The 15,129-nt window shown below is 60.6% G+C and carries 14 protein-coding genes; 11 read left to right on the top strand and 3 right to left on the bottom strand.

Annotation, left to right across the window (positions count from 1 at the left end; genetic code table 11):
* Positions 1–8: 8 nt before the first annotated feature.
* A complete protein-coding gene (locus HBN63_RS07895) occupies positions 9–590 on the bottom strand; it encodes a PilZ domain-containing protein (protein ID WP_170049027.1) in 582 nt (193 codons plus the stop codon).
* A gap of 94 nt (positions 591–684) precedes the next feature.
* On the opposite strand from HBN63_RS07895, the gene HBN63_RS07890 reads away from it, so the two are divergent.
* The 3 genes from HBN63_RS07890 to HBN63_RS07880 are packed head-to-tail and all read left to right on the top strand — an operon-like array spanning position 685 to position 3,885.
* Complete coding sequence (locus HBN63_RS07890) at positions 685–1,935, top strand: lipoprotein-releasing ABC transporter permease subunit (RefSeq protein WP_090248023.1); 1,251 nt, start codon at positions 685–687, stop codon at positions 1,933–1,935.
* A gap of 22 nt (positions 1,936–1,957) precedes the next feature.
* Complete coding sequence (gene lolD / locus HBN63_RS07885) at positions 1,958–2,641, top strand: lipoprotein-releasing ABC transporter ATP-binding protein LolD (RefSeq protein WP_170049072.1); 684 nt, start codon at positions 1,958–1,960, stop codon at positions 2,639–2,641.
* Positions 2,641–3,885, top strand: coding sequence for a lipoprotein-releasing ABC transporter permease subunit (locus HBN63_RS07880; RefSeq protein WP_170049026.1), 1,245 nt, complete (start codon positions 2,641–2,643; stop codon positions 3,883–3,885). Before lolD ends, HBN63_RS07880 begins: the two co-directional genes overlap by 1 nt.
* Before the next feature lie 51 nt (positions 3,886–3,936).
* On the opposite strand, the gene HBN63_RS07875 is transcribed toward HBN63_RS07880, so the two are convergent.
* Positions 3,937–4,470: a DUF2062 domain-containing protein gene (locus HBN63_RS07875; RefSeq protein WP_090248020.1), complete on the bottom strand. Its 534-nt coding sequence runs from the start codon at positions 4,468–4,470 to the stop codon at positions 3,937–3,939.
* A gap of 134 nt (positions 4,471–4,604) precedes the next feature.
* On the opposite strand from HBN63_RS07875, the gene HBN63_RS07870 reads away from it, so the two are divergent.
* From HBN63_RS07870 to murB, 8 genes are all read left to right on the top strand, one after another.
* A complete protein-coding gene (locus tag HBN63_RS07870) occupies positions 4,605–6,830 on the top strand; it encodes a DNA internalization-related competence protein ComEC/Rec2 (protein WP_170049025.1) in 2,226 nt (741 codons plus the stop codon).
* 72 nt (positions 6,831–6,902) lie between these two features.
* Positions 6,903–7,535 (top strand): MotA/TolQ/ExbB proton channel family protein, encoded by a 633-nt coding sequence (locus HBN63_RS07865; protein ID WP_090248017.1) that lies wholly within the window; start codon positions 6,903–6,905, stop codon positions 7,533–7,535.
* Positions 7,532–7,960 (top strand): biopolymer transporter ExbD, encoded by a 429-nt coding sequence (locus tag HBN63_RS07860; protein ID WP_090248015.1) that lies wholly within the window; start codon positions 7,532–7,534, stop codon positions 7,958–7,960. The genes HBN63_RS07865 and HBN63_RS07860 overlap by 4 nt, the downstream gene beginning before the upstream one ends.
* A 13-nt stretch (positions 7,961–7,973) precedes the next feature.
* Positions 7,974–8,975, top strand: a complete 1,002-nt coding sequence (gene lpxK / locus HBN63_RS07855; RefSeq protein ID WP_170049024.1) for a tetraacyldisaccharide 4'-kinase — start codon at positions 7,974–7,976, stop codon at positions 8,973–8,975.
* A 61-nt stretch (positions 8,976–9,036) separates the two neighbouring features.
* On the top strand, positions 9,037–9,222 hold the full coding sequence (locus HBN63_RS07850; protein ID WP_090387286.1) for a Trm112 family protein: 186 nt from the start codon (positions 9,037–9,039) through the stop codon (positions 9,220–9,222).
* Complete coding sequence (gene kdsB / locus HBN63_RS07845; RefSeq protein WP_170049023.1) at positions 9,223–9,987, top strand: 3-deoxy-manno-octulosonate cytidylyltransferase; 765 nt, start codon at positions 9,223–9,225, stop codon at positions 9,985–9,987.
* Positions 9,987–10,451, top strand: coding sequence for a low molecular weight protein-tyrosine-phosphatase (locus HBN63_RS07840; protein ID WP_160084914.1), 465 nt, complete (start codon positions 9,987–9,989; stop codon positions 10,449–10,451). Before kdsB ends, HBN63_RS07840 begins: the two co-directional genes overlap by 1 nt.
* Positions 10,448–11,467, top strand: a complete 1,020-nt coding sequence (gene murB / locus HBN63_RS07835; protein WP_170049022.1) for a UDP-N-acetylmuramate dehydrogenase — start codon at positions 10,448–10,450, stop codon at positions 11,465–11,467. The genes HBN63_RS07840 and murB overlap by 4 nt, the downstream gene beginning before the upstream one ends.
* Before the next feature lie 103 nt (positions 11,468–11,570).
* Here murB and rne read toward each other — a convergent pair whose 3' ends face one another.
* Positions 11,571–14,672, bottom strand: a complete 3,102-nt coding sequence (gene rne / locus HBN63_RS07830) for a ribonuclease E (RefSeq protein WP_170049021.1) — start codon at positions 14,670–14,672, stop codon at positions 11,571–11,573.
* Between the last annotated feature and the right edge of the window lie 457 nt (positions 14,673–15,129).

Below are 15,129 nucleotides of genomic sequence, written 5' to 3'. Positions count from 1 at the left end.
GCTCGCTATCAGGGTTGCAAAGGTTGCTCGCGGGCCTGGCGACGCTCCAGGGCCTGGCGCTGCAGAATATGCCGGGCCAGCAGCTGGCGCTGGGCATCGGTCAATGCCTCGAATTCTGCACCGATCTCAAATTGCTGTGAGGGCAATGCTTGGCAATGCACCACCTTGGCCCGCAACAGCAGCCCTAAGGCTTGCGGCATCAGCACCATTTTCAGCGCCAGGTGCGCGCCGGCAGCCACCGGTTGAGGATTATTGAAGCTGACCCCGCCCTCGGACAGACTGACCCTGCGCGGCGAACCAATGTCGCGCAGCAGGCTCTGCGCCACGGCCTGACCGAGCAAGTCGATGCGCTTGTTCATCACCTTGAGGTAGTTGGCCAGGGTGCGATCGCGCTCGGTGATGTGCCGCAGCAGGTGTTGCGACTCGAAGTCCATCAGGTGCAGGTCGCTGAGCAGGTTGAACAATGGCGAGTTGTCGTGAAGCTCGTCACTGGCCAGGGCTTCGGCGCCCGAGAGCAGGGTGAATTCCAGTGCGATCGTATCGTCGATACGATAGTATTCGCGGCGATCATCTTCATCTTGAGTCGGCATGGCGAACCCATGGCAGCAGTAGTGGTCAGAGTGTAAGGCTGCTCGCCAAGCCCCGCCACAAGGACGTTTCTTTTTCCCTCGAATCAGCCCCGACATGTTCAGACCTCTGTTCGTATTTATCGGCACGCGCTACACGCGGGCCAAGCGTCGCAACCACTTCGTATCCTTTATTTCCCTGACCTCGATGATCGGGCTGGCACTTGGTGTGCTGGTGATGATTCTGGTGCTGTCGGTGATGAACGGCTTCGACCATGAAATGCGCACCCGCGTGCTGGGCATGGTGCCGCACGCCACGGTCGAGAGTGCCACACCTATCAAGGACTGGCGCAGCCTGGCCGATCAGGCGCAGCGCAACCCGCAAGTGCTGGCGGTTGCGCCTTTTAGCCAGATGCAGGGCCTGCTGACCAACGACGGCAAGGTGCAGAAAGTGCTGATCAATGCGGTCGATCCGCAGGAAGAGGCCAAGGTCTCGATCATCGGCAACTTCTTTCAGCAGGGTCGACTGGAGGCGTTGCAGCCCGGTGAATTCGGCATGGTGCTGGGCGACAAGGCCGCGGCCAAGCTCGGTGTTGGTCTGGGCGACAAGGTTACCTTTGTTGCGCCTGAAGTGACCGTTACCCCAGCCGGTATGTTTCCACGGCTTAAGCGGTTTACCGTGGTCGGTATTTTCCATGTCGGCGCCGGCGAGATCGACGGTCACCTGGCCCTGACCCATGTGCAGGATCTGGCGCGCTTGCAGCGCTGGCAGGCCGATCAAGTGCAGGGTATTCGTCTGAAGTTCGCTGATCTGTTTGAAGCGCCCCGCACCGCTTGGGCATTGGCGCAAACCTTGGGTGAGGGCGACTACTACGCCCGCGACTGGACCCGTACCCACGGTAACCTGTACCAGGCGATCCGCATGGAGAAGGCGATGATTGGCCTGCTTTTACTGCTGATCGTTGCGGTCGCCGCGTTCAACATCATTTCCACCTTGGTCATGGTGGTCACCGACAAGAAGGGTGATATCGCCATTCTGCGTACCCTGGGCGCGACGCCACGGCAGATCATGGCGATCTTTATGGTTCAGGGCACGGTGATCGGCGTATTCGGCACGGCGATTGGCGCGGTGCTGGGCTGCCTAGCGGCTTTGAATATCAGCAGTGCGATTGCCGCGCTGGAAGGGCTGTTGGGGATCAAATTCCTCAATGCCGATGTGTATTTCATCGACTACCTGCCCTCGCAGCTGATGCTGGCGGATGTGCTGCTGGTCTGTGGCGCGGCGTTGATTCTAAGTTTCTTCGCCACCCTGTATCCGGCCTGGCGCGCAGCGCGCACCCAGCCTGCGGAGGCTCTGCGTTATGAATGATCAGGTTATGAGTGATTCGGTTATGCAAGATCGTGCAGTGTTGAGTTGTCGCAACCTCGGTAAAAGCTACGACGAAGGCCCGCAATCGGTGGTGGTGCTGCAGGACCTGCAGCTGGAATTGCATCCCGGCGAGCGCGTGGCGATTGTTGGCAGCTCCGGCTCGGGCAAGAGCACCTTGCTGAATATGCTCGGCGGCCTGGATACGCCGAGCACCGGCAGCGTCTGGCTGGCGGGCGAGGAATTGTCGGCGCTGAATGAAAAACAGCGCGGTCTGCTGCGTAACCGTGCCCTGGGTTTCGTTTACCAGTTTCACCACCTGCTGCCGGAATTCACCGCGCTGGAGAACGTCTGCATGCCGCTGCTGATTGGCCGCACGCCGATCAGTGAAGCGCGTCAGCGCGCCACGGCGCTGTTGGAGCGGGTTGGCCTCGGCCATCGCCTGGCGCACAAACCGTCTGAACTGTCCGGCGGTGAGCGTCAGCGTGTGGCCATCGCTCGCGCCCTGGTCAATCAGCCTGGCCTGGTGCTGCTCGATGAGCCCACCGGCAACCTCGATCATCACACTGCACAAGGCATTCAGGACCTGATGAAGGAGCTGAGCAGCTCGTCGCAGACCGCCTTTCTGGTGGTGACCCACGACATGGCGCTGGCTCAGCAGATGGACCGCATACTGCGCCTGGAAGACGGCAAGCTGGTGGCCGCCTGATGTTTCGTCCGCTGAGTATCTTTATCGGTATCCGCTATACCGGGGCCAAGCGGCGCAATCACTTTATTTCCTTTATCTCGATGACTTCGATGATTGGCCTGGCCTTGGGTGTGTTGGCCATGATCGTGGTGCTGTCGGTGATGAACGGTTTCCAGAAGGAAATGAGCACACGCATCCTCGGTATGGTGCCGCACGCCAGCATCGCCGGGACGCAGCCGCTGGATAACTGGCAGCAGGTCGCTGCAGCCGCGAAGAACAATCCGCAAGTAGTCGCGGCAGTGCCGTTTGCCGAGCTCGAAGGCATGCTTTCGGTACGCGGAGCGATGCAGCCGGTGCAGTTACATGGCATTGATCCGGCGCTGGAACCGCAAGTGTCGATCATCGACAAGCATATGCAGCAAGGCCGCCTGAGCGACCTGCGTGAGGGTGAGTTTGGCGTGGTGCTCGGCGAGATCACCGCTCGGCGCTTTCAGCTGCGGGTGGGCGACAAGCTGGCGCTGATCGTGCCGGAGCTAAGCACTGTGCCGGGCGGTATCAGCCCGCGTATGCAGCGCCTTAACGTGGTCGGCATCTTTAAAGTGGGTGCTGAGCTGGACAGCTCGCTGGCGCTGATTCACGTTGCCGATGCAGCGCATATCCAGCGCATGCAGCCGGGTCAGGTGCAGAGCGTGCGCCTGAAGCTGAAAGACCTGTACCAGGCGCCACAAGTCGCCGCGCAGATTGTCGGTGAGTTGGGCGCGGGTTACAGCTCCGCAGACTGGACCCTGACCCAGGGCAGCCTGTTCAGTGCGATGAAAATGGAAAAGACCATGATCGGCCTGTTGCTGCTGCTGATCGTTGCAGTGGCGGCCTTCAATATCATTGCCACGCTGATCATGGTGGTGGCGGACAAGGGCGCGGATATCGCCATTCTGCGCACCTTGGGCGCGACACCGGCTCAGATCATGGGCATCTTTATGGTGCAAGGTACGGTGATCGGCGTGATCGGTACGGTGATTGGCGCGGTGCTGGGGATTCTCGCGACGCTGAATGTCAGCCAACTGGTGGGCTGGATCGAGCGCTTGAGCGGTCAGCAGGTGATGAGTTCGGATGTGTATTTCATCAGTAACCTGCCGTCGGAGCTGCTGCTGTCTGATGTGCTGTTGATCTGCGGTGCAGCGTTCAGCCTGAGCTTTCTGGCTACCGTTTACCCATCTTGGCGAGCATCGCGCATTCAACCTGCTGAGGCGTTGCGTTACGAATAAGCTACGCTGGCAGAAACAAAAAAGCCGTTACTCAGTAACGGCTTTTTTGCATCAGTGCTGTACGTCTTGCTGCCGACGTTTTTCCTGGCGTTTGCGCCAGTTGTGCCGCACCCACCAGCGCCAGTAAGCGTTGGTGGCGAAGTAGCCGATCAGGGCGAACAGCAGGCCGAGTACTAACGAGCCCAGATAGAGCGGCTGCCAGTGGGTTTGCAGAACATGACCGACCCAGCTGAGGGTGATGTGATCAGGCATTTGCAGGGTAGGCGTGTTCATCAGCCATGCGCCGAACTTGTAGCTGCAGTAGAAAACCGGCGGCATGGTGATCGGGTTGGTCAGCCAGACCAGGCCAATCGAAATCGGCAGGTTACCCCGGGCTGGAATCGCCACGGCGGCGGCGGCGGCCATTTGCATGGGCATGGGGATCATTGCCCAGAATAGACCGATGGCCATGGCGCGTGAAACAGAATGGCGATTGAGGTGCCAGAGGTTGGGATCGTGGATCAGGCTGCCCAGAAAGCGCAGGGATTTATTGCCCTTGATACGGTCTGGGTGGGGCATGTAGCGCTTGAATAAACGACGCGGCATGAAGGCTCTCTGGCGGGTAAAAGCGCAGACATTATGCACTCTTTGATGGCAGTCTGTTTTCACACTTTGTGACAGCAAATAAGCAAAAGCTGATCGATAGGTTAAATGCTGTATTCGACTCACGGAGCGAGTCTATGCGCACAGGGATTTTCGCGCTGGTGGTCGGACTGCTGGTGCTGCGCTTCCTTCCGGCTTTGCCGCCCTTATGGCTGCTGGCTGTTCTGCCGGTCGCCGGTTTGATGCTGTTGCCATTTCGCAGCTATCCCATTGCCTTGTTTCTATTTGGCTTCACTTGGGCGTGCGTATCGGCGCAGTGGGCGTTGGATGATCGCCTGGCGCAGCAGTTGGATTCGCGTACCTTGTGGCTTCAAGGGCAGGTGGTCGGTCTGCCCGAAGTGGGCGAGGGCGTGGTGCGCTTCCAGCTGGAGCAGGTAGTTTCCCGACGTGACAGATTGCCCGCACGTTTGCGTCTGGCCTGGTATGGCGGGCCGGCAGTGCGCGCCGGTGAAACCTGGCGTTTAGCCGTACGCCTCAAGCGCCCTCATGGTCTGGTCAACCCTCAGGCATTCGATTACGAAGCCTGGCTGCTGGCACAACGCATCGGCGCCACCGGTACAGTTAAAAGTGGTGAGCTGATTGCCCCTGCCAGTGGAACAGGGGCCTGGCGCGACCGCTTGCGTCAGCAGCTCTTGGCAACACCCGCACATGGCCGCGAAGGCGCGTTGGCGGCTCTGGTGTTAGGCGATGACTCGGGGCTGTCGACTGCAGATTGGCAGGTACTGCAGAACACCGGCACGGTGCACCTGATGGTGATCTCCGGTCAGCATATTGGTTTGTTGGCGGCGCTGTTATATGGCCTGGTTGCCAGCTTGGCGCGTCTGGGGCTCTGGCCGCGCAGTTGGCCCTGGCTGCCTAGTGCTTGTCTGTTGGCTTTTTTTGGTGCGTTGGCGTACGGCCTATTGGCAGGGTTTGAAGTGCCAGTACAGCGCGCTTGCGTGATGATCGGCCTGGTGCTGCTCTGGCGCTGGCGCTTTCGCCATCTGGGTGTGTGGTTGCCCGTGTTGGTGGCATTACTTGCAGTGTTGCTGGGTGAGCCGTTGGCCAGTATGCAACCAGGGTTCTGGTTGTCCTTTGGCGCAGTCATGCTGCTGATCCTGATCTTCAGCGGTCGGCTCGGTGCCTGGCCTTGGTGGAGCACCCTCCTGCGCGCGCAATGGGCGATGACCATCGGCTTGTTGCCGCTGCTGCTTGCCCTCGGTTTGCCGGTGAGTGCCAGTGGCCCCTTGGCCAATCTGGTGGCTGTTCCCGTGGTGGGATTACTGGTGGTGCCGCTGGCATTGCTCGGCACCTTATTGCTGCCCGTGCCTGGAGTGGGGGCTGCGCTGCTCTGGGTAGCCGGTTGGGTGCTGGACCTGCTGTTCGAGTTATTGACGCAATTGGCCCTGTGGCTGCCGGCCTGGTTGCCCAGCGCCTTGCCGTTCTGGGCCTGGCTGCTGGTGGCGTTGGGCGCCTTGATTTTGCTGCTGCCAGCCGCTTTTCCAATGCGCAGCTTGGGTGCCTTATTGCTGCTGCCCTTGTTGTTCAGCCCGCAGCAGCGCACGGAATACGGGCGAGCCGAGGTGTGGATGCTGGATGTCGGTCAGGGTCTGGCGGTGCTGGTGCGCACCCAGTCGCATGACCTGCTGTATGACGCCGGCCCGCGCTTTGGCGAGTTCGATACCGGTGAGCGCGTCGTACTGCCTTCTCTGCGGGCGCTGGATGTCCGAGCCCTGGCTCTGCTGCTGATCAGCCATGCTGATAGCGATCATGCCGGTGGCGCCGCAGCGATCCAGCGCGGTCTGCCGGTCAGGCAGGTGCTCAGTGGCGAAGCGGATAAGCTCGCGCCTTCACTACAGGCCCAAGCTTGCGCCAGTGATCAGCACTGGCAGTGGGATGGCGTGCAATTCAGTACCTGGCGCTGGGATGGTGCGAGCGATGGCAATCAAGCGTCCTGCGTGCTGCGCATTGAGGCCAATGGCGAGCGCCTGTGGCTGACCGGTGACATCGATAGTCAAGCCGAGCGTGCATTGCTCAACAGCGGTCTGGTCATGCCGGCAGAGTGGTTGCTGGCGCCGCACCATGGCAGTCGCAGTTCATCTTCGGCGGCTTTTCTGGAAAAGGTCAGACCCACAGCTGCGCTGGTTTCCCGTGGTGCGCACAATGCCTTTGGGCATCCGCATGCCGAAGTTATTGAGCGTTACCGGATGTTGGAGGCGCGGCTGTACGACACCGTCGAGCAGGGCGCGGTAAGGATTCGTTTAGGCGCATTCGAGCCTGGGCAGGGTTTGCGCTATCGAGCACGTTTTTGGCGGGAAAAATGAGAACAGCGGCGGTCGGCGAGGCCGCGACCCTATGCTAGAGTGGCGCCACTTTTGTGAAGGGGATCTGCCACCGTGTGGGAACTGGTTAAAGCTGGCGGCTGGATGATGCTGCCGATCATTCTGTGTTCTATCGCTGCAGCCGGCATCATTGCCGAGCGCCTGTGGACGCTGCGGCCGAGCCGCATCACCCCACCCAACCTGCTCGGTCAGGTGTGGAAGTGGATCAAGGACAAGAAACTCAATAACCAGAAGCTCAAGGAGCTGCGCGCCAACTCGCCGTTGGGGCAGATTCTTGCCGCCGGGCTGGCCAACTCCAAACATGGTCGCGAGATCATGAAAGAGTGCATCCAAGAAGCTGCAGGGCGGGTCATTCATGATCTGGAGCGCTACCTGAATGCCCTCGGCACTATTGCCGGTATCGCGCCGCTGCTCGGTTTGCTCGGTACGGTGCTGGGCATGATCGAAATCTTCAGCTCCTTTATGGGCTCGGGCATGGCCAATGCGTCCTTGCTCGCCGGCGGTATTTCCAAGGCGCTGATCACGACGGCGGCGGGTCTGATGGTGGCCATTCCGGCACTGTTCTTCCATCGTTACCTGCAACGCCGCGTCGATGAGCTGGTGGTCGGCATGGAGCAGGAGGCTATTCGCCTGGTGGAAGTGGTGCAGGGCGACCGTGACGTCGACATGGGCGAGGACAAGGCGTGAAATTCCGGCGCAAACCGCGGGAGAACGTAGAGATCAACCTGGCCTCGTTGATCGACGTGGTGTTTATCCTGCTGCTGTTCTTCGTGGTCACCACCACCTTTACCCGTGAGACCCAGCTCAAGGTCGATCTGCCGGAGGCCGCCACCGGCACGCCGCCGGAACAGACCGAACTGAAGCAGCTGGAAATCCTGATTGCCGCCGATGGCAGCTACTCGCTGAATGCCAAACAGTTGCTGAAAAGCGATCTGGAAAGCCTGATGGCAGCGCTGCAGAAGGAATCGGAAGGTGATAACAGCCTGCCGCTGATCATCAGTGCCGATGCCAAGGCGCAGCATCAGGCGGTGATTACCGCTATGGATGCGGCCGGCAAGCTGGGTTTTGCCCATCTGCGCATGACCACCATCGAGGCGCAAGCCGCGCCTTGAGAGTTATCCACTGATGAGCCTGTCCGCACGCCTCACTGCTGCCTGGTACGCCGGTCATCCGGCGCTGGGCTTGCTGCGGCCGCTGGAGTGGCTGTATCGCGCGGTGGTGCAGCGCAAGCGCGCGCGTTTTCTGGCCGGTGAGGGCGAAATCTACCGTGCTCCCGTGCCGGTAGTGGTGGTCGGCAATATAACCGTCGGCGGCACCGGCAAGACCCCGATGATTCTCTGGCTGATCGAGCATTGTCGCCGCCAAGGGTTGCGCGTCGGTGTGGTCAGTCGCGGCTATGGCGCGCAGCCGCCACAGCTGCCCTGGCGTGTGCAGGCCGATCAGGCGGCCAGCGTGGCCGGCGATGAGCCGCTGCTGATTGTGCAGCGTAGCGGCGTGCCGCTGATGATTGATCCTGATCGCAGTAGCGCGGTAGCGGCCTTGCTGGCGGCCGAGCCGCTGGACCTGATCCTCAGTGATGACGGCTTGCAGCACTACCGCCTGGCCCGCGATCTCGAGCTGGTACTGATCGATGCTGCGCGCGGCTTGGGCAATCGCCTTTGCCTGCCTGCCGGCCCGCTGCGGGAACCGGTTGAGCGCCTGCAGAGTGTGGATGCGCTGCTGTATAACGGCGCGTCTAGCGATCCGCAGGATGGCTACGGTTTTACCCTGCAGCCACGCACCTTGGTCAACCTGCGCAGTGGCGAGCAGCATCCGCTCAGTCACTTCCCGGCCGGTCAGGCCCTGCATGCGGTCGCCGGTATTGGCAACCCGCAGCGTTTCTTCAATACCCTCGAAGGGCTACACTGGCGGCCTGTCGCGCATGCCTTTGCCGACCATGCGCCGTACAGCGCCGAGCTGCTGAATTTCAGCCCGGAGCTGCCGGTGCTGATGACGGAAAAGGATGCGGTCAAGTGCCGTGCCTTTGCGGCTGACGATTGGTGGTACCTGGCGGTGGATGCCGAGCCTTCGGCCGCGTTTGTCGCTTGGTTTGATCAGCAATTGCAGCGTCTTGTGCCGCGCGCTTGACTGTTCTGATCATTCGGCGGTCTCCACCGCCCCAGCAGCTGCTTCCTATCAAGGATCTCCCATGGACCCGAAACTACTCGACATTCTCGCCTGCCCACTGTGCAAGGGCCCGCTGAAGCTCGCCGCTGACAAGAGCGAGCTGATCTGCAAGGCCGACGCATTGGCCTTCCCGGTTCGCGATGGCATCCCGGTGATGCTGGAAACCGAAGCCCGCACCCTCAACGTCGACGAGCGTCTGGACAAGTAAATGAGTACTGCCTTTACCGTTGTGATTCCGGCGCGCTTCGCTTCCAGCCGCCTGCCGGGCAAGCCGCTGCAGGATATTGCCGGCAAACCGATGATTCAGCATGTCTGGGAACAGGCGTGCAAAAGCAGCGCGCAGCAGGTGGTGGTTGCCACTGACGATGCGCGCATCGTTGAGGCGTGTCAGGGCTTTGGTGCGAAGGTGGTGTTGACCCGCGTCGATCACAATTCAGGCACCGACCGCCTGGCTGAAGTGGCCACGGCTTTGGGCCTAGCGGCTGACGCCATCGTGGTCAACGTACAGGGCGATGAGCCGCTGATTCCGCCATCAATCATCGATCAGGTGGCGGCCAATCTGGCGGCCAATCCACAGGCGGCCATCGCCACCCTGGCCGAGCCGATTGAGGATGTGCAGGCGCTGTTCAACCCCAATGTGGTCAAGGTGGTCAGCGACAAGACTGGCCTGGCCCTGACCTTTAGCCGTGCGCCACTGGCCTGGGCGCGCGATGCCTTCGCCAAGAGCCGTGACGAGCTTCCAGCAGGCGTGCCATACCGTCGCCACATCGGCATCTACGCCTACCGTGCGCAGTTTCTGCATGACTTCGTCGCCTGGGGCCCGTGCTGGCTGGAAGACACCGAGTGCCTGGAGCAGCTGCGCGCGCTCTGGCATGGCGTGCGTATCCATGTCGCCGATGCCCTTGAAGCGCCGCCTGCGGGTGTCGACACACCGGAAGACCTGGAGCGGGTTCGTCGCCTGCTGGGGGCCTGATGCGCGTTCTGTTTGTCTGCCTGGGCAATATATGCCGCTCACCCACGGCCGAAGGCGTGTTGCGCCACAAGCTGCGTGAAGCCGGGCTGGAAGGGCGCGTCGAAGTAGATTCGGCCGGCACTGGTGACTGGCACGTGGGCAAGGCTGCTGATCTGCGCACGCGTCAGGCTGCGCAGCAGCGTGGCTATGACCTGTCTGCGCTGCGCGGTCGGCAGGTCAAAGCGGCGGATTTTCATGCCTTTGACCTGATTCTGGCGATGGATAACAGCAACCTGCACGACCTGCAGCAGCTGCGTGCGGGCAATGATGCGGCCGAGTTGGACCTATTTCTGCGTCGTTATCAGTTGGAGCTGGATGAAGTGCCGGACCCCTATTACGGTGGTGAAGCCGGTTTTGCCCAGGTGCTGGATTTGATCGAGCAGGCCTGTGATGCCCTGGTTATCGAACTCAAGGGGCGCTTATGAGCTTGCAGGTGCGCACCCAGGTATCGCTGAAGCCCTATAACAGCTTTGCCGTCCAGGCCCAGGCCAGCCATTTTGCCGAGGCTGAGAATGATCAGCAGGTGCGCGAAGCGCTGAGCTATGCGCAAACGCAGCAGTTGCCGCTGTTGTTGCTCGGTGGCGGCAGCAATCTGCTGCTCACCGCTGACGTTGAGGCGCTGGTTTTGCGCATGGCCAGTCGCGGTATTCGCGTACTCAGCGATGACGGCGAGCGTGTGCTGATTGAGGCGGAAGCGGGGGAGTCCTGGCATCCATTTGTGCAGTGGACGCTGGCGCAAGGTTTTGCCGGTTTGGAAAACCTCAGCCTGATTCCTGGCACCGTGGGTGCGGCGCCGGTACAGAATATCGGTGCGTACGGCGTTGAACTGAAGGATCTGTTTGCCGGTTTGACTGCTTTGGATAGGCACAGTGGCGAGCTGCGTGAGTTTTCTTTGCAGGACTGCGCCTTTGCCTACCGCGATAGCTTGTTCAAGCGCGAAAGCGGGCGCTGGGTCATCCTGCGGGTGCGCTTTGCCTTGAGCCGCGCGGCTGCGCTGCATCTGGATTACGGTCCGGTTCGTCAGCGTCTGGCGGAGCAGGGCATTGGTGTCCCGACGGCGCTGGATGTCAGTCAGGCCATCTGCGTCATTCGCAGCGAAAAACTGCCTGACCCGGCTGAGCTAGGCAATGCTGGCAGCTTCTTCAAGAACCCGCTGGTATCGGGTGAGCTGGCGCAACGCTTGCGCGCTGAGCATGCCGATCTGGTGGCTTATGCTCAGGCAGACGGACAGGTCAAGCTGGCCGCCGGCTGGTTGATCGAGCGGGCGGGCTGGAAGGGCTTTCGTGACGGTGATGCAGGTGTGCATCGTTTGCAGACGCTGGTGCTGGTGAATTACGGTGCAGCCACCGGGGCGCAGTTGTTGGCACTGGCGCAGCGTATCCAGGCGGATATCGCCCAGCGTTTTGCGGTGGAGTTGGAGATCGAGCCAAACGTGCTGTAAGGCGTTTGGCGGCAGGCTGCGACCAGCGTATTGATAGCGCTGTAATAAAAGCCAGAACGCAAAAGGGGATGCCGAAGCATCCCCTTTTTTATTGCCTAGCGGATCAGACCTGCGGTTTGACCGCTTCTTTATCCTGCTCGTAAGCTTCTACTTCAGTAAACAGTGAGCTTTGCGGCTCCTGGCTTACTTCTGCTTCTACTTGCGCGGCGGTTTCGGCCTTGGGCTCGACGGCTTCGATGCTTGCAGGTGCTTCGGCTGCAGTTTCAACTACGGCTTCGGCAACCACTTCTGCAGCCGGCTCTTCAGCTACCGGTGCAGCAGCTTCAACCTGTACGGCAGCAGCTGGTGCTTCGGCGGCTTCGCGGGCGAGACGCTCGGCTTCACGCTGACGACGACGCACTTCGCGCGGATCGTTAGGTGCGCGACCGGTGCTGCTGGCGGCAACCACTGGCGCAGCTTCGGCTGCTGCAACTTCAGCTACTACGGCTTCGGCAACCGGCTCGGGTGCGGTAACCACGGCAGGCGCTTCAACAACCTCTGCAACCGGGGCTGGCGCCTCTACAACAGCAGGTGCTGGTGCAGCTTCGCTGACTTCGGTGGCATATACAGGTGCTCCGCTGGATTCGACAACCGGGCTGCTTACTGCTTCTACAGCTACTGCCTCAACAGCGGCTTGTGGCGCTTCAGCGGCAGCGATTTCGCGTGGCTGCTCCTGCTCGACAACTACCGGTGCTGCTTCGGCGGTTGCCTGGGCTGCTTCGTCCGCGCCAGTGATAACAGCGGCGGTTACTGCTGCTGCAACTACTGCGTTGTCGGCATCAGCTGGTGCTTCTGCGCCTTCCTCGCTGCCTTCGATCGGGTTGCCGTTGGCATCGTTCTGGCGCTCGCGACGATTGCTGCGACGACGCTGGCCACGGGAGCGGCGACGTGGGCGATCGCCAGCTTCGTTGCCTTCCTGCTCATCGTCCTGCAGCGCTTCTTCAGCGTTCAGAACTTCTTCATCAGCTGCTACTGCGGCCTGTTCAGCTCGCGGCTGGCGCTCTTCACGCGTTGCGCGCGGCTGGCGCGGTTCGCGTTGTGGGCGTTCGGCACGGACTTCTTCGCTGACCGTTGCGCTATCACCCGGTGCGGCATCCAGTGGCTCACGCAGTTCGCGCGGTTGGCGCTCTTCACGTGGCTTGCGGTCGCGCGGCTGACGCTCTTCGCGCGGTGGGCGCGATTGGCGCACTTCCTGCGGCTGACGAACTTCTACAACGTCGCGTGGGCTGCGTTCTTCACGTGGCGCACGTTCCTCGCGCGGTGCGCGTTCTTCACGAGCAACGCGTGGCTGACGTTCTTCGCGCGGTGCGCGCTCTTCACGAGGGCCGCGGTCTTCACGTGGTTTACGCTCTTCGCTGCTGCGACCACCGCGGTTGCGGTTCTGTTGGCGACCGTTACGACGCTCATCGCTGCGCTGAGGGCGTTCGCTGGTTTTCTTCTCGACGACGGCAGGCTTTTCTTCTTCCTTACCAGCGAACAGGCTTACCAGCGACTTGACCAGGCCTTTGAACAGGCTTGGCTCAGCGGCAGCAACAGGCTGTGCGGCTACTGCTTCAACCGGAGTTGGTGCAGTGCGCTGCGGCGCGGTTTTGATCGCTGCTTCCTGGCGAACCAGGGTGCGCGTTGCGGCGGCCTGCTTCTCTTCTTCCACTTCAATAGTCGCCATTTCATAGCTGGACTGAGTGGATTGCGCTTCAGGGCTGTCGTCACGGATGCGCGTAACTTCGAAGTGCGGTGTTTCCAAGTGGTCATTCGGAATGATCACGATGCGTGCACGCGTGCGCAGCTCAGTCTTGGTGATCGAGTTGCGTTTTTCGTTGAGCAGGAAGGCGGCAACTGGAATTGGCACTTGTGCGCGGACTTCAGCAGTGCGGTCTTTCAGGGCTTCTTCTTCGATCAGGCGCAGAATGGCCAGCGACAGCGATTCTACGTCGCGGATGATGCCTTGACCGTTGCAGCGTGGGCAGACGATACCGCTGCTTTCGCCCAGGGATGGACGCAGGCGCTGGCGCGACATTTCCAGCAGGCCAAAACGCGAGATACGGCCCACTTGTACGCGGGCACGGTCGGCTTCCAGGCTTTCACGGACTTTTTCTTCCACGGCGCGTTGGTTCTTCGCCGGGGTCATGTCGATAAAGTCGATGACGATCAGGCCGCCGATGTCACGCAGACGCAGTTGGCGGGCGATTTCTTCAGCCGCTTCCAAGTTGGTCTGCAGGGCCGTTTCTTCGATGTCGCTGCCTTTGGTCGCGCGCGCCGAGTTGATGTCGATGGACACCAGGGCTTCGGTCGGGTCGATCACGATGGAGCCACCGGACGGCAGTTTCACTTCGCGCTGGAAAGCGGTTTCGATCTGGCTTTCGATCTGGAAGCGATTGAACAGCGGCACGCTGTCTTCATACAGCTTGATCTTGCTGGCGTACTGCGGCATCACCTGGTTGATGAAACTCAGGGCTTCCTGCTGCGCTTCGATGCTGTCGACCAGTACTTCGCCGATGTCCTGGCGCAGGTAGTCGCGGATGGCGCGGATGATCACGTTGCTTTCCTGATAGATCAGGAAGGGGGCAGCGCGGTCCAGTGAGGCTTCTTTGATGGCGGTCCAGAGTTGCAGCAGGTAATCGAGGTCCCACTGCATTTCTTCGCTGGAGCGGCCGAGGCCTGCGGTACGCACGATCAAGCCCATGTCGCTTGGGGCGACCAGGCCATTCAGTGCTTCACGCAGTTCATTACGCTCTTCGCCTTCGATGCGGCGCGAGATACCACCAGCACGTGGGTTGTTCGGCATCAGCACCAGGTAACGACCGGCGAGGCTGATAAAGGTGGTTAGGGCTGCGCCCTTGTTGCCACGCTCTTCTTTCTCGACTTGAACAATGACTTCCTGGCCTTCCCGGAGCACGTCTTTAATGTTGACGCGACCTTCTGGGGCCTTGCTGAAATATTCGCGGGAGATTTCTTTGAGCGGAAGAAAACCGTGGCGCTCAGAGCCGAAGTCGACGAAGGCAGCTTCGAGGCTGGGCTCTACACGGGTGATTTTACCCTTATAGATGTTGGATTTTTTCTGCTCACGGGCGCCGGACTCGATGTCCAGGTCGTAGAGTTTCTGCCCATCTACTAGGGCAACACGCAACTCTTCGGGCTGAGTTGCGTTAATCAGCATTCTTTTCATGTAGTACCGTCGGTTTCCGGTGCTGGCGGAAGCGGCGTTCGGCACACACGACTTCAGGGGTCGGTGTCAGGTGCGTCAGGAACGGTCGTAAAGCGTTCCAGTGTCTAGCGGCGGTCAGCCAATTGTGCTGGGCCGCGACGGACGTCTCCTGCTCGCTGTGATAACAGAAAGCACTAAGTCAGGAGGAGGAATCAGCTGTTGGTAGCGGACGAGATGAAGCGTCTTGGTAAAGCGAGCTGCTACGCGGACCAACAGTTGTACATCTCCACCCTACACGTATCGCTGAAACTCGGGTGCCGCTCGCGAACATCCGCAGCGGGTTAACTATTACCGCAACCGTCCAAAGGGACTGGTTGCGCATCATGGCTTATAGGCTTTATTTCCGAGTTATTCACAGCCTTGGAGGCTTTTCTTTCGTTGAATAACCCGTCGGACGGCCTCACGTCCCAAATGGGTT

This window comes from Pseudomonas sp. WS 5011, assembly GCF_012985775.1.
In the GTDB taxonomy this organism is placed as follows: Bacteria; Pseudomonadota; Gammaproteobacteria; order Pseudomonadales; family Pseudomonadaceae; genus Aquipseudomonas; species Aquipseudomonas peli.
The sequence above is the reverse complement of the archived record's forward strand: the minus strand, read 5'-3'. Positions and strand labels throughout refer to the sequence as shown.